Origin of the sequence: Nesterenkonia rhizosphaerae (assembly GCF_039544555.1) — a bacterium.
GTDB classification, from domain to species: Bacteria; Actinomycetota; Actinomycetes; order Actinomycetales; family Micrococcaceae; genus Nesterenkonia; species Nesterenkonia rhizosphaerae.
Genome location: NZ_BAABLW010000005.1, coordinates 186,539 through 207,490 on the forward strand (window position 1 = coordinate 186,539; position 20,952 = coordinate 207,490).

The following is a 20,952-nucleotide window of genomic DNA, read 5'->3' on the forward strand; positions in this document are numbered from 1 at the left end:
TGACATAGGGTGACTTCGGCCTTAAGCTACGGCGATGAACCAAGGAGTGTGCAGATGATCCGGGTACTGCTGATCCGGCACGGCGAGACCGAATGGAATAAAGCCCACCGGTTGCAAGGGCATTCGGATATCCCGCTGGCTGATTCCGGAGTGCAGCAGGCCCGCATCACCGGGGGATTCGTTCGCGCGCAGAACCCCCAGGTCGCCCACGTCTCGACGCTGATCCGTACCCAGCAGACCTTCGCGGAGTTCGGGCTGGAGTTGAGCCCGCGGATCTGGGATGAGCTGCGGGAGCAGAACTTGGGCCGCTGGGAAGGCGGTTATGCCGCACAGATCCGCGACACTGAAGCCGAAGCTTTTGAGGGCTGGCGCGCAGGCACCTACACCCCAGAAGGCGGGGAGACCCACCAGCAGCTGCTGGAGCGGATGACCGGGGCGTTCTTCGACATCGTCCGCGGCACTGCGGAGGTCAGCCCCACGCCGTCGGCTGATCTGAGTTTTGATGTGCGCACCGCGGTGGTGGTCTCCCACGGAGCGGCACTGCGGGTGCTGCTGGAAGGTCTGGGCCTGATTGATCGCCACCAGTTCATCCCACTGACCCCGGCCTCGTCCACAGTGATCGATATTCCGCTGCACACCGGCCCGGTGTCCTCCTCGCTGCCAGCAGGGGGTCTGGATGATGAGTACGACGACGCCGCCGAGGCCCGCCTGATCCGCGGCCTCAGCGATGAACAGATTCAGCAGCAGTGCCGGCTGCGGGTCATCAACCTCTCGCCGGAGCTGTTGAATCCTGCCGCCGCGGAGACCGCCGCCCTCTAGTCCGGCAATGACAGATGTCATGGGCAAGTCATGACAGCTGCTCTATATGCTCCGTGCCCTGCTGTAGCAGCCTAGGAGTATGAGAAGCCAAACGTCCGCGCAAGAACCGGATCTGAGCCAACTGATCACCGTGGCGGCGGTGACTAAGGAGTATCGAGCCAGCGGCGGAGGGAAGTTCCGTGCGGTCGACCAGGTCAGTCTGGAGTTCAGCCGGGGCGAGGTGACCGCGCTGCTGGGACCCAACGGGGCTGGCAAAACCACTCTGCTGGACATGATTCTGGGGCTGAACACTCCAGACTCCGGCCGGATCAGCATCGCCGGGAGCACTCCGCGCACTGCGGTGCAGCAGGGCAGGGTCGGTGCATTGCTGCAGACCGGAGGACTGCTGCCGGATCTCAGCGTCAAAGAGACAGTGCAGATGGTCGCGGCACTTCATCGCCGTCACGCGCCGGTGCACGAGGTGATGGAGACAGCAGGGCTGACCGAGATCGCCAACCGATCCGTCGCCAAATGTTCCGGCGGCCAGCAGCAACGGCTGAAGTTCGCACTCGCCCTGCTGCCACAGCCGGAACTGATCATCCTGGATGAGCCCACCGCAGGGATGGACCCCACCGCCCGCCACGAATTCTGGGACCGGATGGCCGCACTGGCAACAGGCGGCACCACAGTGCTCTTCGCCACCCATTACCTGGAAGAGGCTGAGCAGTTCGCTCGCCGCACTGTGCTGATGCACCAGGGGCGGATCATCGCCGATGGGCCCACCGCCCAGATTCAGCGACAGGCCGGAGCCGCGCAGATCAAGGTGACCTGGGCGCCGTCGGCGGAGGACTTAGCGCAGCTGCCGGCAGTACGCAGCTGGGAAGTTCACCAAAGCGGCACCGGGGAGACCCCGCAGATCACGTTCCGAACCGACGACGCCGACACCCTGGCCCGCCACCTGCTGGCGCGGACACCGGCGCACGGAATCAGCGTGCGGCCGGCAAGCCTGGAGGAAGCCTTCATGCTGCTCACCGAAAAACAGGACCACAGCGCAGAGCAGGAGGTTTCCGCATGAACCTCATGGCCTTTATCCTCATGGACTTCTGGCGGAACTTCCGCAACTTCGGCAATACCTTCTTCATCGTGGTGCTGCCCACCGCGCTCTACCTGTTCTTCGGGGTCTATAACGACTGGTCGGAGTTCGACGCCGGCAACGGCAACGTCAGCGCCTGGATCATGATCGGGATGGCGGTCTACGGTGCGATCACTGCGACCACAGCGCTGGCTGGCTCTGCCGCGGTGGAGATTCAGACCGGCTGGGGCAGGCAGCTCTCGCTGACGGCGATGCCGCACGGGGCCTTTGTGCTGGCGAAATCAGTCATCGCCCTGATGATGGCTGTGCTGCCGGTAGTGGTACTGAACGTGATCGCCTATTTCACGGTGGCCCAGATGCCCGCCGGTGTGTGGGTGGCGACCATCGGGCTGACTGTCATCGCTGCACTGCCCTTTGCGCTCTACGGGCTGGCGGTGGGTCTGCTGTTCCGCTCAGATGCGGCCGTGGGTGCAGCGTCCGGGGTGCTGGTGATCTTCGGTTTCTTAGGGAACGCCTTCATGCCGCTGGAGGGTGTCCTGCTGGACATCGGCCGGTTCACGCCCATGTACGGTTCAGCCGCCCTGGCTCGCTATCCGCTGACAGAGGGGACAATTGTGGGAACCACCGGGTTTGTGGGCACAGATCCGCTGTGGGCGGTGCTGCTGAATGTGGTGGTGTGGAGCCTGGTCTTCGCCGCCGCCTGTTTTGCCCTGCAGCGCAGACGCACCAGCAGATGAGCAGGCTTGACTTAAGCCTCACCGGCTCAGGCGGACCGCGTGTAAGGATAGGCGCATGACGAAGCAGGCCACCAGCCAGGCGCACCTGATGGGCATTCTCTATGCCGGCATCTGGCTGGTGTTTCTCTTCATTCCTGCCTATGCGGCACTGGTCAGCGAGACAGGGTGGGGCTGGCGGATCACTGCCTGGGCAGCGACTGCGGCATTCGCTGCGCTGTATCTGTGGCGTATGGCCGTGTGGATGCAGGCAGTTGAGCGTGGACATCCGCCGACGCCGAAGGCCATGATCTCCACCCAGCTGCTGCTCGCGGCCCTGGTGGGGCTCACGCTGCCCGCCATCGGCGTCTATGGCACCACCTTCAGCACTTTTATGGCCGCCCTGGTGGTGTTCTCCTACCGCCCGAAGATCAGCATTCCGATAGGCGTGGCACTGTGGGCGGTGCCTAGTTCGGCGGCCATAGCAATCAGCAACATGCAGGGCAGCAGCTTCTGGGATGGGCTCTACTGGGCGGTGCTGGGGCCGGGGATCGGCGTCTTCTTCATTGTGCTGATCCGACTGCAGGAGTACTACGAGCATCGCGAACGCCACAAGGAGCAGCAGCTTCACCAGGCAGCAGAGCGAGACCGGATCGCCCGGGACGTCCATGACGTGCTGGGACACTCTCTGACGGTGCTTTCCATCAAGGCCCAGCTGGCCCGCCGACTGATGGAGGCTGAACCGCAGCGGGCCCAACAGGAACTCAATGAGATTGAGCAGCTGGCCCGCGAATCACTGACCCAGGTCCGCAACACGGTGACTCAACTGCGCAGCCCGCAGTTCCCCAGCGAGCTGGAGGTAGCCCGTTCAGCCCTTCAAGCCGCCGGCATTACTCCGGTGATCACCACCAACGACGACGCCGAACGCGCCGCGCCCCTGCTGGCTTGGGCGCTGCGCGAGGCGGTGACCAATGTGGTCCGCCATTCCGGGGCAAGCACCTGCAGGATTGAGCTGAGCGCCCACAGCCTGAGCGTCAGCGATGACGGACTCGGGCTCGGGGACGCTCTTGAGGGCAATGGGCTGCGCGGCCTTCGTGAGCGCGCCGCGGCCGCCGGTGCCCAGATCAGTATTGGTCCGGCCAGTGCTCACCTTCGGCCAGGCTGTCGTCTGACCATCACCTGTCCGGAAGGTGCCGCATGACACAGAGTGCAGATACTGGAAATATCCGGCTGCTGCTGGCCGATGATCAGGATTTGGTGCGCGGCGGACTCTCGGCGCTGCTGAGTCTGGAACCGGATCTGCAGGTGGTGGCTCAGGTCGGCCGCGGTGACCAGGTGCTGGCGGCGGTACAAGATCATCGGCCCGACGTCGCGCTGGTGGATATCGAGATGCCCGGAATCGACGGCATCACCGCTGTGCAACGGATTCAGGAGGCAGGGTTGTCCTGCCGGTGCCTGATTGTCACCACCTTCGGGCGCCCGGGATACCTGCGTCGGGCCATGGATGCCGGGGCCTACGGGTTCGTGGTGAAGGACACCCCGGCCGAGCAGTTGGCGCAGATGGTGCGCCGGGTGGCTGCGGGTCAACGGGTGGTGGATCCGGTGCTGGCAGCGGAGTCCTTGGCCGGCAGCACCAATCCGCTGACCCTGCGTGAGCAGGAGGTGCTGCGCAGCGCAGCCGGCGGGGGATCGGTCAAGGAGATCGCAGCGGCGGTGCACCTGTCCCAGGGCACGGTGCGCAATCACCTTTCGGCCATCATTGGCAAGCTCAACGCACGCAACAGGCACGACGCCGCCCGGCAGGCAGCAGAGAACGGCTGGATCTGAGCCTAGAACAGCAGGGAAACGCCGATCATCAGGCCTAGTCCGGCCATGATGGTCAGGAAGAAGCTGCGGGTCAATACCGCTACGGCGATGGTGGCCAGACCCACCCACAGCGCCCGGTTGTCCAGGCTGACATCCACCACGCCGTGGTGAATCAGCATGGCTGGAACCACGATGGCGGCGATCACTGCCGCCGGCACCTGCTCAAGCCACAGCGTGAGCTTAGGCCCGGGCTCGAAGCGGTCCACCAGAAGCACCGGCACCAGGCGGGAGACGATGGTCACCACTGCCATGCCGATCAGCATGATGATCAAGAATGATGTGCTCATGCCCCGGCCTCGCGAGTCTTCTGCGGCGAGAGGGACACGGCTTTGCCGATGGTGCGGCGTCGTCGTCGCATACTGATGAGCCACCCGATAGTGGCGGCAGTCAGTGCGGCAATGACCGTGGCCCAGATGCCTGCCCCCGCCAGCGTGACCACCACCGCGATGCCGCCGGCAAGTCCGGCCACCAGCCAATCATGGGCGCTCTTGAGCACGCTGGTGAATAGGATCGCGATGAACATGGCGGTCAGCGCGAAGTCCAGGCCCAGCTGGTCCAAATTCGGCACGATATGCCCGAAGCTCACGCCCAGGATGGTGCCTACCACCCAGGAGACATGCACCAGCAGGTTGGCAGTGAAGACTTCGGTGCGACTGCGCTGGGGCCGGCTGCGGTACTGGGCATCGTGAAGCGCATAGGCCTCATCGGTGAGTTCCAGGCTGAACAGGGCCTTCTGCCAACGGTTCATCCGGTGCAGCTTCGGTCCCAGCGAAGCGGAGAGGAGCATATGGCGGGAATTGATGATGAAGGTCGTGGAGATGATCGCGCTCAAGCCCCCGGTGCTCAGCAGCTGCAGAGCGGCGAACTGGGAGGCGCCGCCGTAGACGATCACCGACATGGTGATGGTGGCCCAGTCCGGTAAGTCTGCGAGGCGCCCCACGATGCCGAAGGCGAAGGCTACTGGGAGATAGCCGATGATGATCGGCGCAGCCAGTTTGGCACCTAACAGGGCGCGCCGGGTCGCGGATTGCGGAGCCATAGTGGAGTCAAGGGCGCGATTCACAGCATCGATCCTTGTCGAGACTTTAGGCCGAGCACAAATGGGACCGGATAGTGGGCTGTCCATGCGTCCAGTGGACCTTCTGCTCCGGTGGGAGGAGGATAATCAGGTGCCCATACGTCATATGCTCCTGGCCGTCGTCGTCGCGGTCCTATGGGGCTTCAACTTCATTGCCATTCACTTTGCTCTGGAACAGTTCCCGCCGCTGTTCCTGGTTGCCCTGCGGTTCGTGATTCTGGCCATCCCCGCGCTGCTCTTTGTGCCCTGGCCGGGGGTGAAGGTCCGATACCTGATTGGCTACGGACTGGGCTTCGGCACTTTGCAGTTCTTCGGACTGTTTTTGGGAATGGCAGCGGGCTTCCCGGCAGGTCTTGCCTCGCTGGTGCTGCAAGCCTCTGCTCCGTTCACCGTGCTGATGGGTGCTTTGCTGCTGGGAGAGAAGATCACCGGGCGCCGGGCTGTGGGTGTAGGTGTTGCGGTGATCGGCCTGGGGGTGGTGGGGCTTTCCCGCGGCAGCGCAGACGGCTGGGTGCCATTCCTGCTGGTGGTACTGGGAGCATTCGGCTGGGCGCTGGGGAACCTGGCCTCACGGAAGGCACAGACCGATAAGCCGCTGTCACTGGTGATGTGGATGAGCGTGGTGCCCCCGCTGCCGATGCTGGCGGTGTCCTTGATGGTGGAGGGCCCGCAGCAGATCGGGGATTCACTGGTGAGCTCCTGGAGCCTCCAGGCGCTGCCGGCGTGGACTTCGGTGGCCTACATCGTGTTGCTGGGGACGGTGGTGGGCTCGGGGATCTGGGTGTGGCTGATGCGGCGTCACCCAGCCGGCGCAGTGGCACCGTTCTCTATGCTGGTGCCCATCTTCGGTGTGCTTTCGGCCTGGTTGGTGCTGAACCAAGTCCCTACTGTGGTGGAGCTGGCCGGAGGTGCTCTGGTGATTATCGGAGTGCTGTGGTCCAACAGCCGTAAGGGCAGGTTGCTGCGCAGGCGCCCTGAACCGCCCGCGGGATGAGTGCTTTTCGGGCTATAGCGGCCCGTAACCGGTAGGCTGTATCCCCGTGGCACTGACTATCGGAATCGTGGGACTCCCCAATGTGGGCAAGTCGACCCTCTTCAACGCACTGACCCGGCAGACGATCCTGGCGGCGAACTACCCGTTCGCGACCATTGAACCCAATGTGGGTGTGGTGAATCTGCCCGATGAGCGCCTGGAGAAGCTGGCCGAGATCTTCGGCTCGGAGAAGATCCTTCCCGCCACGGTGTCTTTTGTGGACATCGCCGGCATTGTGAAGGGCGCCTCCGAGGGGGAGGGACTGGGCAACCAGTTCCTGGCCAATATTCGCGAGGCCCACGCGATTGCTCAGGTGGTGCGCGTCTTTGAGGATGAGAACGTCATCCACGTGGACGGCAAAGTGGATCCCACCTCTGACATGGAGACCATCAACACTGAGCTGATCCTGGCTGATATGCAGACCCTGGAGAACGCGATCCCGAAGCTGGAGAAGCAGGTCTCCGGCAAGAAGGCGGATAAGGCCACCCTGGATGCTTACCGGGAGGCGCTGACCGTGCTGGAGGCGGGGGAGACGGTGTTCTCCAAGGCCTCATCACTGGATATGGAGCAGCTGGCGCAGATCAGCCTGCTGACCGCCAAGCCGTTCATCTATGTCTTCAACGCCGATGAGGGCGTGCTGGGCTCTCCTGAGCGTCAGAAGGAGCTGGCGGATCTGGTGGCACCGGCTGAGTCGGTGTTCCTGGACGCCAAGCTGGAATCAGATCTGGTGGACCTCTCCGAGGAGGAAGCTCGCGAGATGCTGGAGCTCAACGGTCAGGAAGAATCCGGCCTGGACCAGCTGGCACGCGTCGGCTTCAACACACTGGGGCTGCAGACCTACCTGACGGCTGGCCCGAAGGAGACACGCGCCTGGACCATCCCGCAGGGCGCGACGGCGCCAGAGGCGGCTGGTGTGATTCACACTGATTTCCAGCGTGGCTTCATTAAGGCCGAGATCGTCAGCTTCGATGACCTAGTGGCAGCCGGTTCGATGAACGACGCCAAAGCCGCCGGAAAGGTCCGCCTGGAGGGTAAGGACTATGTCATGAAGGACGGCGACGTCGTCGAGTTCAAGTTCAACGTGTAGTGGATTAACCACTGGGCTCGAAGGAGTAATCAGGGCATGGCAGAGAGCTACACGGCGAACCTGTTCTGAGAGTTCTGCGGGGTCTCGACGTTCATCGTCCCGAAGAAGTTCGGGTTCCAGTCCAAGTGCGAGGGGTCTACTGACGACGGGGTCCCGGACTTCTCCGACTTCTTCTGCACCGTGCGGCTCTTCCCGCACCCGCGCGGGGAGAAGACCATCGACCACGAGATGGTGCAGATCGCGCCGAAGTCGTGATCGCATCTAGAATTTGGCGCGAGAGGACCTTGCCGTGACGACTCAGACCTATACGTGGCTTTCCGACCGTCACCTCGGCGTCGGGGCGACGCTTGCGCACGCTGATGAGCTCATCGCTCAGGCCGCAGAGATCCTCTATGGCTACCAGACGCAGCCGGACGGCATCCTTAGGCTTCAGGAAGAGGTCGGCGCGACGCACAGCCGGACCGTCGTCACCGGCGTCGCGCCGATCCCACGGAAGGTGCCGCTGCTGGTCGCTGACGCGCTGGTGGCGCTGCGCAACGCCATCGAGCACTCGCTGTTCGCGGAGATCGAGTTCCGGGACGGCGAGCTCGATGAGAAGGCGGCCAAGGTCGTCGAGATGCCCGCTACACGCACCTACGACGACTTCCAGAAGTGGGTCAGAAGCCGTGCGAAGAACGGCCCGCCGTCTCTGCAACGGGGCAGTGAGGTCCTCCGGCGCATCGAGGGCCTGCAGCCCTTTCGCCGGGTGCGGGATCCGGAGAGCCACCCTCTGGCACTGCTCGTCCTGCACACGAACCACTCGAAGCACCGAGCACCGGCGATCACCGCCGTACGGCTCGCCGCCATCCACCGGGAAGACCGCACGCCGCCGTCCCTGGCCGACGTCGAGCGCCGTCCCGAGGCGCCTCTGCAAGTCGGTGAGGTGATCGCGGAGACGCCCTTGGGGACGAGGGTGCCCGTCGCGCTGTTCCCGACGATCGGGATCAACCGACCGCGCACGAAGCGATGGCCGGTGCTGATGCGAGAGCTCGACGACCTGGCCTCATGGGTTCGGACGCAGGCGATCCCGCGTTTGGTCACCGGCACTGAGCAGCCCTCCCCGGCACTGCCGTGCAGGTACGAAATCACCGTCGGTCACGACGACGAGCGCGACGCGCTGGCGTCTGGAGTGACGACCTCTGCGGCTCAGCTCCACAACGATCGCCTTGGCGCGGAGATCGTGCGCAGCGACATGGTGGAGACGCTGGCTCAGATGGATGATGCTCCGAGCGCCGAGCAGATCGATGCGTGGCTGGAAAGCCTGACGGACCAGGAGGTGCTCGCTCGGATGCGGCAGTTGAAGATGACCCAGACCTATGAGCCCGAGATCGTGCTGAGCAACTACGCCAAGCTGGAAGCGATGCGCAACGACGCCCGCCGGTTCGCCGAGAAGTCGCAGCACTAGCGCTGCGACGGCCCCAGCGCCTCGAGGACGGCCCGGTACTCCTCGCAGGGGGTGCTCAGCCGGCTGATTGTCCTCATCCGTGCAGGCCACGCACTCGCGGCGGACGACGACCCCGCGTGGACGAAAGCTCCGTCTCCGACGTCGCGGTGTTGGAACCTGTCTGCGACCGGGCACGGGTCGCCGAACGTGGCGGGGCAGAACTCCTCGACGTCCTGTGGCCGGTGAATGTACGCTTCGCTCGTGAGAGCGGCGAGGAGGTGTCCATCGCCGCCCACGTCGCGTCGCGGCACTCCGAAGCTCAGCAGCTCCGCGCGCGCCCACCTGCGCCGGCTCCGGCCGCTCGTCGCCGTCGTAGTAGTCCACCTTGGCGAGGTGGTCGGCGCGCTCGCGGAGCCATTGCGCCGCGGCGGCCATCTGGGCCGCCTGGTGCCCGACGATCCTGTCTATCTCCGCCTGGTGGCGGTGCGAGATGTGCTGCTGCTCAGTCAGCCGCCCGCGTGATGAAGGCGGGAGTCAGCCGTCTGGGAGGCCCTTCCAGCCGCATTCACACGTGGGCGAGGTCGCCCTCGAACTGCTTGCCCTGCCGCTCCAAGGACTGGTGGACCTCTTAACCGAGGGAGCGGTCGTTCATCGCGTCCTCGAGGCGCTCGATCGCGTCCTGCTCGTCGGCCGTCAGCTCCTTGGCCGGCATCCAGCCCGCGAACTCGTGGCCTTCAACCGTGAATTGTCCTCGCCGTCCTTTGCTCATGCTCTCCATGATCCAAGGAGCGCGGCGCGCTGTGAACAACCACGCGCTGAATCGTGACGCGGACCGAGCGGATGCCTGTATTACCGTGAGCGTATGGAATCGCGTGCGCACGAAGAGACGAGCCTGCTCGAAAAGTATGGAGTGACTGACGAAGAATCCGGTCGCGAGCGTGCCACGAAGGCACGCGACTACCTGCTGCAGGTCGCTCGTTCAGTGATCCGCGAAGGCGACATCACCGTCGACCACCTCATCGTCGCTGGAATGGTCGCGCGCGCCCAAGCGTTCCATGAGGCGGCGCTCGAAGCCGTCAACTCGAACAATCCGCACGCAGCGTTCACGCTTCTCCGCGCCTACATCGAACAGTGCGCGGCAGCTCTGTATCTGACCGATCATCCCGCCCGGGCCGAGAGGCTGTGGAACGACCTCGAGGGGCGGGGCGTTCCGATCGGTAAAATCACGAGCCATGCCGATCGGAGCGGGCGCTTCAAGAACTTCCGGCAGGTCTACGACCAGCTCAGCAAGTACGCGCACCCGAGCTCAATCAGTCACTTCGCGAACATGCGCGTCGGCGAAGGGAATGAATTCACCTTCCAGACTGCTCCTCGATTCAAGAGCGACGAGGAGAAATTGACGGCCTACGCTTGGCTCATCGAATTCGCGTACGTCACGCACGTTTGCCTCTTCGAATTCGCCGAGTCGAAGGGCATGGGAAAGATTGTGCGTAGCGGATAGTCATCCAGAGAACGTCAGCTACGCCGGACCCCCGGCGGTGTCGGCAGAGAATGCTCCGTAGCGACCTTCGCGAGATCCAACGCGGCGTCTGTTTCTGCGAGCACTGCCGCGACGTCGCTGTCGCTCAGAGTGTCCATGAAGAAGATCTTGCGCCCGATCTTGTACAGCGATGTGCCCATGATCACGCCACGACATCGGTCGGCGATCCAGAACCGATCGTGGAAGTCCTTGGACTTCGCTACGCGGATGTCGGTGTCGTCGCGTGTGGCAGCGAGCCGAGCGAGTACCGCGTCGCGGACTTCGCGGTGCGACGCGTCCTTGTCCACGATGGCGATGAGCTTCGCGCCGTCGGCGAGGAGCGGAGCGATCAGGTCAGCCACGGACTGTGAGTAAGCCTCGATGTCCTTCCTCGCGCTGCTCGAGAAGAGGTACGGGTCAGTGATAATGAGCTCGTCCTGCGGGGCTAGGCGTTCTAGGCGTTCGGCGACGTACTGGGTGGCCTGCTTCGGGGGAGCTTTGGGGGAGACGTCCTCCTCTAGTCGCGTGAGCCGGAGGAAAGCGCTCGGGCCGTCCTCGCGCAGTCGTTTCTGGACCTCTTTGAGGGTGTACCCGGGGTCCCGGATCTTCGTGTCGTACCCGAGCGTCTCGGCGAAGTTCGCGATTCGCATCAAGTCGGAATACGTAAGGTTCGGCACGAATCCGAAAGCGTTCTGATCGTCCCGCATGTAAACCTCGTCGCCCGCCTCCATGACTCCATCGTGCCCGGTCGGACCGTCGCTAGGGTCGACCGACTCGGCCCTTGTATGACATAGCCGGCACGGCATTGCGTGGTGCCTCATTGTTAGCATTGGGACACGCGAGAGCGCCTGTCGTCGGTGGCGCGCACCGGACCAACACCCAGGGGGTACAGATGGGCGACGGCGTGGAGGATTCTGAACCGCAGCGCGGCGCGATCCGCGCCGAAGCGTCTCGCATCCACGAGAGCGCGGTCTTCTCGGCGCAGGGCCAGTTCGAGGCGGCGAAGCGGTGGCGTCTGGTTCATTGGTGCCTCGCGGTACTCGCGGCCGGGCTCAGTTCGGCGACGGCCGTGATCACGTTCGCCGATGGCGCACAGGCATGGTCGGCCGTCTTCGCTGTGCTCGCGGCGATCTCTACGACGGTGCTGGCGTCCGCCCGACCCGACCGGCTGGCAGAGCGGGCGCAGGCCGCGGGAACCGGGTACACGACACTGCGCAACGATGCGCAACGGTTTCAAGGAATTACGGTTCCGCAGGGCGATCCGCAGGATCTTGCCAGCGAGCTCAACGCGCTGGCAGATCGAGCCGCCGCGCTCGACCGATCCGCCGACCTGATCCCGAGGTGGGCTTATGACCGTGCGAAGAAGAACATCGAGCTTGACGGCGGGCAGGCCTTCGAGGCGGACGCATGAACACCGATCGTGATGCGTGCGCCTACCTGGAAGAGGTTCTCCGTGAGGTGACACCTGACGAGGAGGCTCGGAAGAAGGCAGCGTCCCACCGCGCGTCCCTCGAGGATTGGTTGAGGAAAGACCTCGACATCATCCGGATGCGCGAGACGGGCTCGTGGCAACACGGGACCGCCATCAGCAAGCACAGCGACGTCGACTACTTCGTCACCATGAGCGGTTCGCGCCCCAGTGCTTCATGGTCCGCCCTGGAAGAGCTCCGGTCGTCCTTGGCGCGCGGCGTGTCCAGCGCATTCGTGCGCACCGACCGACCGGCCGTGAACCTCAGGTACTTCGACTCCGGACCTTCCGTCGAGATCACCCCGGCGTACTTCCGTGACACGGATGACTACGACATCCCCGACCCGGATGGCACTGGCTGGATCCAGAGCAACCCTGCCGTCCACCTCGACTACGTCAATGACGTACAGAAGAAGACGAACAGCGAAGCGAAGAGTCTGATCCGCTTGGTCAAGACGTGGAAGGCACGGAATTCCGTGCCGCTCTCGTCCTTCTATCTAGAGATGCGCGTGGCGAAGTACGCACTGAGCAACCCGACAATCATCTATGACTGGGACCTGCGTTCCTTCTTCAAGAGCCTGTCAGGCGATGCGCTGCGCGAGATGAACGACCCGACCAGCTACGGCCGACGTATCTCGACCGGGGCGAGCGGCCTCGTAGACACCATCGCCGCGAAGTACGAGATCGAGCAGGCCGTCCAGAGCTCATCGCTCGCGCTCAAGGCTGCCCAAGACGGCAATCCAAGTCTCGGCGTCGCGCACTGGCGGAGGCTGTTCGGAGGCTGAACTGCTACGTGTCTAGGCGAACAACGGATGAGGTGTTCCGGAGTTGTCGCCAACTTGTACAAGTTGTACGATTGATCCATGACCTCCGTGACGTTGTCCCAGTTCCGCAGCCGTCAGGCAGACCTGCTTGCTGCGGCCCAGCGTGACCCCGTTGAGATCACCTCACGCGGGGCTGGTCGACGTGCGGTTGTGGTCTCCCCTGAGTTCTACGACCGCGCGGTTCAGGCGTTGGAGGACCAGGCAGATATCCGCAGCGCGGCTGAGGCGCGGCGTGAAGAGGGTCGTGTTTCTCACGAAGATCTCGTGCGTGAGCTGGCCGACTGATCCAGACTAGTGCCATACTCCATCAGCTACGTCCCCTCTGCTGCTAAAACTCTCCGCAAGTTGGACCGGCAGGTCGCGCGTCGGCTGTTGCAGGCAATCGGGGAACTCTCTGAGAATCCCAGGCCTCAGGGCTGCACGCAGCTTAAAGGTGGCGAGGGCGAGTATCGAATCCGAGTCGGCGACTATCGCGTGATCTACGAGGTGCACGACGGGGAGCTGGTCATCCTCGTGCTGCGAGCCGGGCACCGTCGCGACGTTTATCGATAAAGAGGTCCGGCTTTGAGTTCGGGCAGTCAGGTATGCGTTAGTACTGTGGGGCGCTGGCGGTCAACCGGGATGCATTGCCAGGCAGTCGGGATTGAGGATCCGAGTGGTGGGCAGCGGGTGTGTGGCAAGGGCGCTCTCCGGCCGGGTTGGCCGAGGGGTGAGGTTGCCGGAGCAGTTCGGACAGGCCAGCCCGAAGCGATTCCGTGCGCAATCCTCGCACCAGGTGCATTCGAAGGTGCAGATGTAGACGTCGGGGTCCGTGGGCGCGAGGTCGCGATCGCAGCACTCGCAGTTCGGTCGCAGCTCGAGCATGATGACAGTTTATGGGGCTGGTGCGGTCAGATGTTGATTTGGTTCTGAACTTGGTCGAGTTCAAGTTCAATGTCTGATCAGCTGCCGCCCTGTCCGCAGTGTGGCTCGGAGTACACCTACGAGCAGGGCGGGCTGCTGGTTTGCCCTATGGATGGCTACGAGTGGTCGCCTGAGGTGGAAGTGGAGGTAGCCGCTGACTCCCAGGTGGCGATTCGCGATTCAGTGGGCAACCCGCTTAAAGATGGAGACACTGTCACCATCGCGAAAGACCTCAAGGTGAAGGGTGCCGGATCGGGCACCATTAAAGCCGGGACCAAAGTCAAGGGCATTCTTCTTATCGAAGACGGAGTCGGTGATCACGACTTCAACGCGTCCGTGCCCGGTTTCGGTCGCATGCAGCTCGAATCGAGTGTGGTGAAGAAGGCTTCCTAAGCTGCAGTATGGATCTGCAGTTCTGAGCGGGGTCGCACGGTCAGGCCGAGCGCTGTTCTTTCCGAAGCCCGAGAGCTATTCCCGCGTCGACAGCGAAAAGGGCGCACATACCGACGGCGTGACGCTTGCGGATATTGCGCATGTACTCGCGTGCGAACACTAGGTGGAGCAAAGATCGCGCCGCCACGGTACGCCATCGTTGAGGCGACGACCTGCCAGCAATGATCGCGATGCCGAGGGCGAGATCTGCGGTGCCCAGTATGCGCCGACCTTCGAGGGTGGTCTCCTCCAGGCCTAGTCGCCGCCCGCCCGTGAGTGGTGCGATAGCCAGGAAGCCGCCGAGTCCCACAGAGACCGCTCCAACAGCATCGGCGACGACGGTAAGGGCAGCGTTCGTGGAGACCGACATGGGGTGCACTCTAGTTCAACCCGCGTGTCCTGCACAGGGTGCAGGTCAGCCGGGAGATCTGGAGGGGTGGTTTCTCCTGAACACTGTTGAGTTCAAGTACCTGTGCCTTGCTCAGAACAGCGGCCACGGAACTGCGGGCATCTCACCGTTGGGAGCGGGAAACTGACTTGATGATCGCAGGCTGGCGCAGCGAGCAGCGAATGCCGCTATCTCCTCGGCGCTGAGCAAGTCCGCTAGGTGTCGTCCCAGGTCACCATGCAGCCCTTCGCTGACACGATCGACGCCGTCGAGCTCGTCGCCGGTCAGCCCGTCTCCCACCCATCCCCATAGGACCGTGCGCAGCTTGTGGTCCTGATGGAAGGTGAGCCCATGGTCCACGCCGTACCGGTGGCCGTCCGTCATGGCAAGAACGTGGTCCCCCTTGCGGTCGGCGTTGTTGACGATCAGATCAAACACCGCCATACGCCGCAGCGCCTGCGAGTCCTCATGGATGAGGGTGACCATCCGTCCGTCCTGGTCTTGTCCTTCAAGAACGTGCTTCCAGCCAGTGGTGGGCGCATCATCCGTTGCCACCAGATCGACGGCGCTGTGATTCCGGTCTTGCTCCTGCCAGAGCTGCACCATACCTTCGCCCAGGGGGCCATCGCGCAGCCAGGTGTGCGGAACCACGTCCCACCCCAGCGTCTCCGAGACCAGGTAAGCGGCCACTTCCCGGTGCGCGAGGGTGCCGTCGGGGAAGTCCCACAGCGGACTCTCACCCGCTATGGGTTTATAGACCACGGTCACCTCGCCTATGCTGCCTAAGAATGTGGCGTTCGAAGCCGTCCTGATGCGCCCGGTGAGCGTCAGTTCGGCGGTGACGAGGTCCGTCGTCGACATCAGCGCTCGGGAAGCGTACAGGTATGGCCGTCGGCATCCATGGGGTAACCGCACAGCGGGCACGCGGGGCGGCCTGCACCTACGACCTCAAGTGTGCGCTTCGCAAAGGCGCGAGCGGTGCCCACGGGCATCCGCACCAACAGCTTTTCGGTCTCGTCAGCGCCGTCCTCCTCCGACGACTCGTCGTAGTCCTCGGCATCTGCGATGGGGTAGGCCTCTATGACGACCTGGGCCGTGGTGGGATCCCAGCCTAGGCGCATGGCGCCGGTGCGGAAGCGCTCCTGAACTGCCTCGAGCTGATCATTGTCGACAAGTTCAACCGGAGTGCTCGTGGGAACGCTGAAGGGGTTGCCTTCAACGGCGATCAGCTGGTCGAGGAGATCGTCGATCATCTCCGCGAGCAGAGCCGACTGCTGCTTCTCCAGGGCGATGCTCAGCAGTTGCTTTCCCGAGCGCACCTGCAGATAGAACGTGCGCGCCCCCGGAGGGCCTATGGTGCCGACGACGGCCCGATCAGGCCAGTCAAACTCGTGAACACGTGTAGGCATGTCCCAATTCTAGGTGCAGCCGGTTCGCAGTGCTTATGCCTAAAGCCTTATGCCCTGTGCCCTGCGCCGCCGCCCACGGGCGCATCGCCGGACTGGATGCCCTTCGACAGCCACGACAGTTCACCTGCCTCGGTGTTGATCGCGTAGACGTTCGGCCGGTCCGCGGAGTAGCGCACGATCGATACTGAGGCCGGGCCCACGGTGATGCGTTGGAACAGGTCCAGGTGCATGCCCAGCGCGTCGGCGAGTATCGATTTGATGATGTCACCGTGGCTGACCGCAGCCCACACTGCCTCAGGCCCGTGTTCGGCTTCGAAGGCCGCATCGTGGCGGCGAATCGCTGCCACCGACCGAGCCTGCATTTCGGCCATTGATTCACCCTCGGGAAAGACGACGGCGGATGGCTGCGTCTGCACCTTTGGCCACAGGTCATCGGTCGCGAGTTCGGCGAGCGTGCGGCCTTGCCACTGACCGTAGTCGCATTCGGTGAGACCGTGATCAACCGGCGCGTAGGGGGTGCCGACCTGACGATCCAGGATGTATTGGGCGGTCTGCTGACAACGCTCAAGCGGGCTGGACACCACCGCGACCAGGGGAACGGCGGCGAGCCGGTCTGCGGTGAGAGCCGCTTGGTCGCACCCAACGTCGTCCAGTCTGACGCCAGCGGTTCGACCGGCCAGCAGACCAGTGGCATTTGCTGTGGTGCGGCCGTGCCGCACGAGGAGAACTGTTGCCATCCAGCCAGCCTATCCACCGGGGGACAGCGGGCTGAACGCCAGCGCGCGCCGCCTCAGATGAGTGACAGCCGGCAACGCGTGGGCGGCGTGAGAGCCTCAACCGGCTCGAAGGCTCTTAAAGTGGTCTCAGGACACCCCTCACCCTCGGCCTTGGAGGTCATCAGACCGTGAACAGGACACCGACGCAGCAAGAAGAGGAGCAGGCCGAGCGCGTGAAGGCCGCAGAAGTGCTCGCCGCTCGCCTGGACCGCCCTATGGGTCTGCTCGGAGTGCTCTTTCTGTTTGTGTTCCTGGGGCAGCTGCTGGTGACGGAGCCGGGGTGGAGCATGGCCCTTATGATCGCCGGATGGGGGTTCTGGGCGGTCTTCGTCGCAGAGTTCGTCCTCCGTGCATATATCGCCCGTTTCCAGGCCACCTTCTGGCGGCGCAACTGGTGGCAGGTGATCTTTCTCCTTGTGCCGTTCCTTCGGTTCGTCAGAGCGCTGCAGGCAGTGCGGTTGCTGCGCGTGGCACGTGTGGCCAGGGTGGGCAGCATTCTCTCGGCTGGAGTCCGCGGTTCCCGTTCGGCGGGGAGGCTCCTTTCGAGCCGCATCGGATGGCTGGCTGCGGTGACTGGAGTCGTCATCCTGGCGGCAAGTCAGCTCCTGTACGCCTTCGAAGCTCACTCCAGCTACGGCAGCGCGCTGTATGAAGCCGCCATGGCGACGGTGACCGGTACAGGGATCACGACCGAGGACCCACTCTCCAAGGCGGTGCAGTTGGTGCTCGCGGTGTACTCCGTTGGCGTCTTCGCCACTCTCGCGGGCTCACTCGGAGCGTTCTACCTGCGCGGAGAGCAGCCGGTGGACGCCGGGGGTCAGGGACAACCCTGAACGGAAAGTTCAGAGGTGGCTCAGTACTTCACGTCGTCGGACTCGCCTGCAATACTCAGAAAGTCGAGTCCCTATCCCTTGAGGTGTCGCCATGCCTGTACAGAAGCATCATGCCATCAGTTACGTCGAGTTCGCGGTCAAGGACCTCGCCGCGACCCGCGCGTTCTACGAGTCTGCGTTTGGATGGGAGTTCAACGACTACGGGCCGACGTACAGCGGGATTAAATCACCGGACGGGGAGGGTGAAATCGGTGGTTTGGACGCCGGCACGGCGCCTCAAAGTGGAGGTCCGCTCGTGCTTCTCTTTTCCGAAGATCTGGACGCCACGGTTGATGCCGTCCGCGCCGCCGGAGGGAGCATCACGGCAGAACCCTATGATTTCCCCGGCGGGCGACGTTTCGAGTTCACTGATCCCAGCGGGAATCGACTGGGCGTCTACGCCGAGGCTTAGGCCCGGTGATCGCTACCCAGTGAGTACTTCGTAGCGCAGCTGAACCATGCCGTTGTCGAATTTCTGCTCATGCCGCAGCGCCAGGTTGAGCCTGTGATCTGGTAAGAACCGCAATCCACCGCCGGTCGTCACCGGGCACAGGAGAACGTCGATGCGGTCCACGAGCCCATGTCGAATCCCCTCCGCAGCCAACGTTGGGCCGTCAATAGTGACATCCCCGTTCGTCTCTGCCTTGATCTGCGCAACCTCATCGGGGTCGAAATGCGAGCGCAGCTGCGTACGTGAGGTCTGTACCGACCTAAGGGTGCGGGAGTAAACAACCTTCTGAGCCTGTTGCCACACTTCGGCGAATCGCGTGGATTCAGGCGACTGCTCAATGACTTCAGGGTCGGTTTCCCAGACCGCCATCATCTCGTACATCCGCCTTCCCAGCAGGTAGGTGCTGACTGAAGTGGTTTCTTCATTGATCGCTGCCAGTACTTGCTCGTCCGGCTGGGCCCAGGAAGCAAACTCACCGTTGCTGTCAGCGACGTACCCGTCCAGCGAAACGATCATCGAATAGATCAGACTTCCCATGACTCTCCCTAGTGATGCCGCTGAGCGCGGGACCCAGTGATGCAGTGCCTTGCAACCTAAAACTGATTGCTTATTAGGATCAGTTGCGAGTCTAGCTAGACTGATTGCGTGACACAACCGGTTCATGTGACAGAGCTACGTGTTCCAGATGGCAGGTCTGGATGTCCGATCAATATGGCTGTCGAGGTGCTAGGGGATCGATGGACCCTCGTGGTGCTGCGCGACATCATCTTCGGGCGGCATCGGCGTTTCCGGGAGCTGCAGCGACATTCCGAGGAGGGGATCGCTTCCAATGTGCTCGCGGACCGACTCAAGCGCATGTCGGACGTTGGCCTGCTCAGCCGCCACGAAGACCCCAGTCATCAGCAGAAAATCGACTACCGTCTGACTGAACCGGCGATTCAACTTGTACCGGTGTTGGCGCAGCTCGGAGTCTGGGGATCGCGCTGGCTGCCGACTACAGCCGAACTCGAAGTCCGCGCTGAGCTGCTAGCCGATGGTGGCCCTGAACTGTGGTCGCGGTTCATGGACGAGCTGCGTGAAGTGCATCTGCGTGATGGAGTCTTCCCCGACGACGGCGTGCTCGCCGAGCTGACCTCGGCTTACCAGGCACGTCTCTCGGCGCTTCCGGACTAACTCCCAGCGATAAGCTGTCAGGACCTCAAGAGCCCAAGCGGCCGGTCAGGCGCTCACGCATTTGCGCGCTGGCCTCGTTCAGGCCAGTGACCTCCACGTATTTGCCGTAACTCTCATACTTGTGGACAACCGAGTCCAAGGCCGCCACGGTCGAGGCATCCCACAGGTGGGAATCAGTGAAATTGATGACCACATGCTCGGGGTCCTCTGCGTAGTCGAACTGGTAGTAAAGATCGTTCGAGGAGGCGAAGAACAGCTCGCCTTCTACGCGGTAGGTGACCGAGTCGCCGTCGTGCTCTTCCCGATGGACCTGAGCGAACCGGGAGACCCGGTGGGCGAAGAGCACCATGGCGGTGAGGACACCAACCCCCACACCAATTGCGAGGTTGTGCGTGATGACGGTCGTCGCAGTGGTCACCAGCATCACGGTCGTCTCAGACTTGGGCATGGCCCTCAGTGTGCCTGGAGCGATGCTGTGCCAGTCGAAGGTGATGAAGGAGACGAACACCATCACTGCCACAAGCGCGGCCATCGGGATCATGCCGACCACCTCGCCCATCGCCAGGACAAGGACCAGAATGAAAACCCCGGCGAGGAACGTGGAGATCCGGGTGCGAGCTCCTGCAGCTTTCACATTGATCATGGTCTGGCCGATCATCGCGCAGCCGCCCATGCCGCCGGTGAACCCGGAGAGCATGTTCGAGACTCCCTGCCCCCAGGATTCACGCGTCTTATTCGAGTGGGTGTCGGTGATGTCATCGACCAACTTGCCGGTCATCAACGACTCCAGCAGCCCCACAAAGGCCATACCCAGTGCATAGAGGGCGATGATCTGGAAAGTCTCCAAGCTCAAAGGCACCTCGGGGATGAACAGCTGCGGCAGGTTCTCCGGCAGCTCACCGCGGTCAGAGACTGTGGGGACAGCCAATGCGAAGCTCGCGGTGATCACTGTCAGCACCACGATGGTCACGAACGGTGCCGGCACCGCCCGGGTCAGCTTGGGGAAAAGGAACACGATCAGCAGCCCCAGGCCAACCAGTGGGTATACCAGCCCGGGCACGCCGATGAGCTCGGGGAATTGGGAGGAGAAGATCAGGATGGCCAGGCCGTTGACGAAGCCGATCATCACTGACCGCGGGATGAACCGCATCAGCTTGGCCACCCCCACCACCGCCAGCAGTACCTGAAACACCCCGGCCAGAATCACTGCGGCGATGAAGTAATCGAGTCCATAGGCCGCCACCAGCGGTGCGATCACCAAAGCAGTCGCTCCGGCTCCGCCAGAGACCATGGCGGGCCGCCCACCCACAAAGGCAATACTGATGGCCATGACCACCGACGCGTAGAGGCCCACGCGGGGATCTACACCGGCGATGATGGCAAATGCCATGGACTCCGGGATCAGCGCCAGGGCGGTCACCAGCCCCGCCAGGATTTCTACCTTGAGCAGCCTGGGGGAGCGCAGGGTGCGCAGCACCGATTGGCGTTCAGCAGGCAGGGGTTGTGCAGGTGGTGTTGCAAGGGGCATGACTAAAAGACTCTCATACACCGGAGGATTACAAGGTGCGACGACGGGCGCCGAAGTCCGCGCAGATCTTCCTCAGCGACTCCGTTTGCTGATAAATTCGGCATCACGCGCTTCCAGG

At 63.2% G+C, this 20,952-nt stretch carries 29 protein-coding genes; 17 read left to right on the top strand and 12 right to left on the bottom strand.

Annotation, left to right across the window (positions count from 1 at the left end; translation table 11 throughout):
* Positions 1-54 precede the first annotated feature (54 nt).
* The 5 genes from ABEA23_RS05165 (at position 55) to ABEA23_RS05185 (ending at position 4,431) form a co-directional block, all read left to right on the top strand.
* On the top strand, positions 55-819 hold the full coding sequence (locus ABEA23_RS05165; protein ID WP_345477000.1) for a histidine phosphatase family protein: 765 nt from the start codon (positions 55-57) through the stop codon (positions 817-819).
* Between the two features lie 79 nt (positions 820-898).
* Positions 899-1,873, top strand: coding sequence for an ABC transporter ATP-binding protein (locus ABEA23_RS05170; protein ID WP_345477001.1), 975 nt, complete (start codon positions 899-901; stop codon positions 1,871-1,873).
* Complete coding sequence (locus ABEA23_RS05175) at positions 1,870-2,628, top strand: ABC transporter permease (protein ID WP_345477002.1); 759 nt, start codon at positions 1,870-1,872, stop codon at positions 2,626-2,628. The genes ABEA23_RS05170 and ABEA23_RS05175 overlap by 4 nt, the downstream gene beginning before the upstream one ends.
* A 472-nt stretch (positions 2,629-3,100) precedes the next feature.
* Complete coding sequence (locus tag ABEA23_RS14225; protein ID WP_425577123.1) at positions 3,101-3,805, top strand: sensor histidine kinase; 705 nt, start codon at positions 3,101-3,103, stop codon at positions 3,803-3,805.
* Positions 3,802-4,431, top strand: a complete 630-nt coding sequence (locus ABEA23_RS05185) for a response regulator (protein ID WP_345477004.1) — start codon at positions 3,802-3,804, stop codon at positions 4,429-4,431. Before ABEA23_RS14225 ends, ABEA23_RS05185 begins: the two co-directional genes overlap by 4 nt.
* 2 nt (positions 4,432-4,433) lie before the next feature.
* Here the strand turns inward: ABEA23_RS05185 and ABEA23_RS05190 are convergent, their stop codons facing one another.
* Both ABEA23_RS05190 and ABEA23_RS05195 read right to left on the bottom strand, forming a co-directional pair.
* Positions 4,434-4,757: an AzlD domain-containing protein gene (locus ABEA23_RS05190; RefSeq protein WP_345477005.1), complete on the bottom strand. Its 324-nt coding sequence runs from the start codon at positions 4,755-4,757 to the stop codon at positions 4,434-4,436.
* On the bottom strand, positions 4,754-5,533 hold the full coding sequence (locus ABEA23_RS05195) for an AzlC family ABC transporter permease (protein WP_345477006.1): 780 nt from the start codon (positions 5,531-5,533) through the stop codon (positions 4,754-4,756). Before ABEA23_RS05195 ends, ABEA23_RS05190 begins: the two co-directional genes overlap by 4 nt.
* A 106-nt stretch (positions 5,534-5,639) precedes the next feature.
* On the opposite strand from ABEA23_RS05195, the gene ABEA23_RS05200 reads away from it, so the two are divergent.
* Both ABEA23_RS05200 and ychF read left to right on the top strand, forming a co-directional pair.
* Positions 5,640-6,542, top strand: coding sequence for an EamA family transporter (locus ABEA23_RS05200; RefSeq protein ID WP_345477007.1), 903 nt, complete (start codon positions 5,640-5,642; stop codon positions 6,540-6,542).
* Positions 6,543-6,588: 46 nt separating this feature from the next.
* Positions 6,589-7,668 carry a redox-regulated ATPase YchF gene (ychF, locus tag ABEA23_RS05205; protein ID WP_345477008.1) on the top strand — a complete coding sequence of 360 codons (1,080 nt, stop codon included), beginning with the start codon at positions 6,589-6,591 and terminating at the stop codon, positions 7,666-7,668.
* A 47-nt stretch (positions 7,669-7,715) separates the two neighbouring features.
* Here ychF and ABEA23_RS05210 read toward each other — a convergent pair whose 3' ends face one another.
* Positions 7,716-7,847 (bottom strand): hypothetical protein, encoded by a 132-nt coding sequence (locus tag ABEA23_RS05210; RefSeq protein ID WP_345477009.1) that lies wholly within the window; start codon positions 7,845-7,847, stop codon positions 7,716-7,718.
* A 110-nt stretch (positions 7,848-7,957) separates the two neighbouring features.
* On the opposite strand from ABEA23_RS05210, the gene ABEA23_RS05215 reads away from it, so the two are divergent.
* Complete coding sequence (locus ABEA23_RS05215; RefSeq protein ID WP_345477010.1) at positions 7,958-9,112, top strand: hypothetical protein; 1,155 nt, start codon at positions 7,958-7,960, stop codon at positions 9,110-9,112.
* Positions 9,113-9,719: 607 nt separating this feature from the next.
* On the opposite strand, the gene ABEA23_RS05220 is transcribed toward ABEA23_RS05215, so the two are convergent.
* Positions 9,720-9,860 (bottom strand): hypothetical protein, encoded by a 141-nt coding sequence (locus tag ABEA23_RS05220; RefSeq protein WP_345477011.1) that lies wholly within the window; start codon positions 9,858-9,860, stop codon positions 9,720-9,722.
* Between the two features lie 93 nt (positions 9,861-9,953).
* On the opposite strand from ABEA23_RS05220, the gene ABEA23_RS05225 reads away from it, so the two are divergent.
* Positions 9,954-10,592, top strand: coding sequence for a hypothetical protein (locus tag ABEA23_RS05225; RefSeq protein ID WP_345477012.1), 639 nt, complete (start codon positions 9,954-9,956; stop codon positions 10,590-10,592).
* 14 nt (positions 10,593-10,606) lie between these two features.
* On the opposite strand, the gene ABEA23_RS05230 is transcribed toward ABEA23_RS05225, so the two are convergent.
* A complete protein-coding gene (locus ABEA23_RS05230) occupies positions 10,607-11,341 on the bottom strand; it encodes a hypothetical protein (protein WP_345477013.1) in 735 nt (244 codons plus the stop codon).
* Between the two features lie 161 nt (positions 11,342-11,502).
* On the opposite strand from ABEA23_RS05230, the gene ABEA23_RS05235 reads away from it, so the two are divergent.
* The 4 genes from ABEA23_RS05235 (at position 11,503) to ABEA23_RS05250 (ending at position 13,454) form a co-directional block, all read left to right on the top strand.
* Entirely contained in the window at positions 11,503-12,021 is a 519-nt protein-coding gene (locus ABEA23_RS05235) for an SLATT domain-containing protein (protein WP_345477014.1), read from the top strand.
* Positions 12,018-12,863: an SMODS domain-containing nucleotidyltransferase gene (locus ABEA23_RS05240; protein ID WP_345477015.1), complete on the top strand. Its 846-nt coding sequence runs from the start codon at positions 12,018-12,020 to the stop codon at positions 12,861-12,863. Before ABEA23_RS05235 ends, ABEA23_RS05240 begins: the two co-directional genes overlap by 4 nt.
* 78 nt (positions 12,864-12,941) lie before the next feature.
* Positions 12,942-13,187 carry a type II toxin-antitoxin system prevent-host-death family antitoxin gene (locus ABEA23_RS05245; protein WP_345477016.1) on the top strand — a complete coding sequence of 82 codons (246 nt, stop codon included), beginning with the start codon at positions 12,942-12,944 and terminating at the stop codon, positions 13,185-13,187.
* 9 nt (positions 13,188-13,196) lie between these two features.
* Positions 13,197-13,454: a type II toxin-antitoxin system RelE family toxin gene (locus tag ABEA23_RS05250; protein ID WP_345477017.1), complete on the top strand. Its 258-nt coding sequence runs from the start codon at positions 13,197-13,199 to the stop codon at positions 13,452-13,454.
* Between the two features lie 60 nt (positions 13,455-13,514).
* Here ABEA23_RS05250 and ABEA23_RS05255 read toward each other — a convergent pair whose 3' ends face one another.
* On the bottom strand, positions 13,515-13,766 hold the full coding sequence (locus ABEA23_RS05255; protein ID WP_345477018.1) for a DUF1272 domain-containing protein: 252 nt from the start codon (positions 13,764-13,766) through the stop codon (positions 13,515-13,517).
* A gap of 69 nt (positions 13,767-13,835) precedes the next feature.
* Here ABEA23_RS05255 and ABEA23_RS05260 point away from each other — a divergent pair, with 69 nt between their 5' ends.
* Positions 13,836-14,198: a zinc ribbon domain-containing protein YjdM gene (locus ABEA23_RS05260; protein WP_345477019.1), complete on the top strand. Its 363-nt coding sequence runs from the start codon at positions 13,836-13,838 to the stop codon at positions 14,196-14,198.
* A 40-nt stretch (positions 14,199-14,238) separates the two neighbouring features.
* Here ABEA23_RS05260 and ABEA23_RS05265 read toward each other — a convergent pair whose 3' ends face one another.
* From ABEA23_RS05265 to ABEA23_RS05280, 4 genes are all read right to left on the bottom strand, one after another.
* A complete protein-coding gene (locus tag ABEA23_RS05265; RefSeq protein WP_345477020.1) occupies positions 14,239-14,607 on the bottom strand; it encodes a hypothetical protein in 369 nt (122 codons plus the stop codon).
* 111 nt (positions 14,608-14,718) lie between these two features.
* Positions 14,719-15,486 carry an SCO1664 family protein gene (locus tag ABEA23_RS05270; RefSeq protein ID WP_345477021.1) on the bottom strand — a complete coding sequence of 256 codons (768 nt, stop codon included), beginning with the start codon at positions 15,484-15,486 and terminating at the stop codon, positions 14,719-14,721.
* The gene (locus ABEA23_RS05275) at positions 15,486-16,034 is read right to left on the bottom strand and encodes a DUF3090 domain-containing protein (RefSeq protein ID WP_345477022.1); all 549 of its coding nucleotides are present in this window, start codon (positions 16,032-16,034) and stop codon (positions 15,486-15,488) included. The genes ABEA23_RS05270 and ABEA23_RS05275 overlap by 1 nt, the downstream gene beginning before the upstream one ends.
* A gap of 47 nt (positions 16,035-16,081) precedes the next feature.
* On the bottom strand, positions 16,082-16,771 hold the full coding sequence (locus ABEA23_RS05280; RefSeq protein WP_345477023.1) for a histidine phosphatase family protein: 690 nt from the start codon (positions 16,769-16,771) through the stop codon (positions 16,082-16,084).
* Between the two features lie 167 nt (positions 16,772-16,938).
* On the opposite strand from ABEA23_RS05280, the gene ABEA23_RS05285 reads away from it, so the two are divergent.
* Together ABEA23_RS05285 and ABEA23_RS05290 are read left to right on the top strand one after the other, a co-directional pair.
* The gene (locus ABEA23_RS05285; protein ID WP_345477024.1) at positions 16,939-17,643 is read left to right on the top strand and encodes a hypothetical protein; all 705 of its coding nucleotides are present in this window, start codon (positions 16,939-16,941) and stop codon (positions 17,641-17,643) included.
* Positions 17,644-17,734: 91 nt separating this feature from the next.
* Positions 17,735-18,094, top strand: a complete 360-nt coding sequence (locus tag ABEA23_RS05290; protein WP_345477025.1) for a VOC family protein — start codon at positions 17,735-17,737, stop codon at positions 18,092-18,094.
* 12 nt (positions 18,095-18,106) lie between these two features.
* Here ABEA23_RS05290 and ABEA23_RS05295 read toward each other — a convergent pair whose 3' ends face one another.
* Positions 18,107-18,670, bottom strand: coding sequence for a dihydrofolate reductase family protein (locus ABEA23_RS05295; protein WP_345477026.1), 564 nt, complete (start codon positions 18,668-18,670; stop codon positions 18,107-18,109).
* Between the two features lie 174 nt (positions 18,671-18,844).
* On the opposite strand from ABEA23_RS05295, the gene ABEA23_RS05300 reads away from it, so the two are divergent.
* On the top strand, positions 18,845-19,306 hold the full coding sequence (locus ABEA23_RS05300) for a winged helix-turn-helix transcriptional regulator (protein ID WP_345477027.1): 462 nt from the start codon (positions 18,845-18,847) through the stop codon (positions 19,304-19,306).
* A 25-nt stretch (positions 19,307-19,331) separates the two neighbouring features.
* Here the strand turns inward: ABEA23_RS05300 and ABEA23_RS05305 are convergent, their stop codons facing one another.
* Positions 19,332-20,834 (bottom strand): SulP family inorganic anion transporter, encoded by a 1,503-nt coding sequence (locus tag ABEA23_RS05305; RefSeq protein WP_345477028.1) that lies wholly within the window; start codon positions 20,832-20,834, stop codon positions 19,332-19,334.
* Between the last annotated feature and the right edge of the window lie 118 nt (positions 20,835-20,952).

What these genes read in the sequence shown, in the direction of transcription:
- ABEA23_RS05225 (WP_345477012.1), top strand. Translation starts at nt 9,954, where the DNA reads ATGGAATCGCGTGCGCACGAAGAGACGAGCCTGCTCGAAAAGTATGGA.
- ABEA23_RS05255 (WP_345477018.1), bottom strand. Translation starts at nt 13,766, where the DNA reads ATGCTCGAGCTGCGACCGAACTGCGAGTGCTGCGATCGCGACCTCGCG.
- ABEA23_RS05185 (WP_345477004.1), top strand. Translation starts at nt 3,802, where the DNA reads ATGACACAGAGTGCAGATACTGGAAATATCCGGCTGCTGCTGGCCGAT.
- ABEA23_RS14225 (WP_425577123.1), top strand. Translation starts at nt 3,101, where the DNA reads ATGCAGGGCAGCAGCTTCTGGGATGGGCTCTACTGGGCGGTGCTGGGG.
- ABEA23_RS05275 (WP_345477022.1), bottom strand. Translation starts at nt 16,034, where the DNA reads ATGCCTACACGTGTTCACGAGTTTGACTGGCCTGATCGGGCCGTCGTC.
- ABEA23_RS05240 (WP_345477015.1), top strand. Translation starts at nt 12,018, where the DNA reads ATGAACACCGATCGTGATGCGTGCGCCTACCTGGAAGAGGTTCTCCGT.
- ABEA23_RS05190 (WP_345477005.1), bottom strand. Translation starts at nt 4,757, where the DNA reads ATGAGCACATCATTCTTGATCATCATGCTGATCGGCATGGCAGTGGTG.
- ABEA23_RS05245 (WP_345477016.1), top strand. Translation starts at nt 12,942, where the DNA reads ATGACCTCCGTGACGTTGTCCCAGTTCCGCAGCCGTCAGGCAGACCTG.
- ABEA23_RS05220 (WP_345477011.1), bottom strand. Translation starts at nt 9,860, where the DNA reads ATGAGCAAAGGACGGCGAGGACAATTCACGGTTGAAGGCCACGAGTTC.
- ABEA23_RS05265 (WP_345477020.1), bottom strand. Translation starts at nt 14,607, where the DNA reads ATGTCGGTCTCCACGAACGCTGCCCTTACCGTCGTCGCCGATGCTGTT.
- ABEA23_RS05290 (WP_345477025.1), top strand. Translation starts at nt 17,735, where the DNA reads ATGCCTGTACAGAAGCATCATGCCATCAGTTACGTCGAGTTCGCGGTC.
- ABEA23_RS05305 (WP_345477028.1), bottom strand. Translation starts at nt 20,834, where the DNA reads ATGCCCCTTGCAACACCACCTGCACAACCCCTGCCTGCTGAACGCCAA.
- ABEA23_RS05165 (WP_345477000.1), top strand. Translation starts at nt 55, where the DNA reads ATGATCCGGGTACTGCTGATCCGGCACGGCGAGACCGAATGGAATAAA.
- ABEA23_RS05280 (WP_345477023.1), bottom strand. Translation starts at nt 16,771, where the DNA reads ATGGCAACAGTTCTCCTCGTGCGGCACGGCCGCACCACAGCAAATGCC.
- ABEA23_RS05230 (WP_345477013.1), bottom strand. Translation starts at nt 11,341, where the DNA reads ATGGAGGCGGGCGACGAGGTTTACATGCGGGACGATCAGAACGCTTTC.
- ABEA23_RS05170 (WP_345477001.1), top strand. Translation starts at nt 899, where the DNA reads ATGAGAAGCCAAACGTCCGCGCAAGAACCGGATCTGAGCCAACTGATC.
- ABEA23_RS05175 (WP_345477002.1), top strand. Translation starts at nt 1,870, where the DNA reads ATGAACCTCATGGCCTTTATCCTCATGGACTTCTGGCGGAACTTCCGC.
- ABEA23_RS05270 (WP_345477021.1), bottom strand. Translation starts at nt 15,486, where the DNA reads ATGTCGACGACGGACCTCGTCACCGCCGAACTGACGCTCACCGGGCGC.
- ABEA23_RS05300 (WP_345477027.1), top strand. Translation starts at nt 18,845, where the DNA reads ATGGCTGTCGAGGTGCTAGGGGATCGATGGACCCTCGTGGTGCTGCGC.
- ABEA23_RS05235 (WP_345477014.1), top strand. Translation starts at nt 11,503, where the DNA reads ATGGGCGACGGCGTGGAGGATTCTGAACCGCAGCGCGGCGCGATCCGC.
- ABEA23_RS05260 (WP_345477019.1), top strand. Translation starts at nt 13,836, where the DNA reads ATGTCTGATCAGCTGCCGCCCTGTCCGCAGTGTGGCTCGGAGTACACC.
- ABEA23_RS05295 (WP_345477026.1), bottom strand. Translation starts at nt 18,670, where the DNA reads ATGGGAAGTCTGATCTATTCGATGATCGTTTCGCTGGACGGGTACGTC.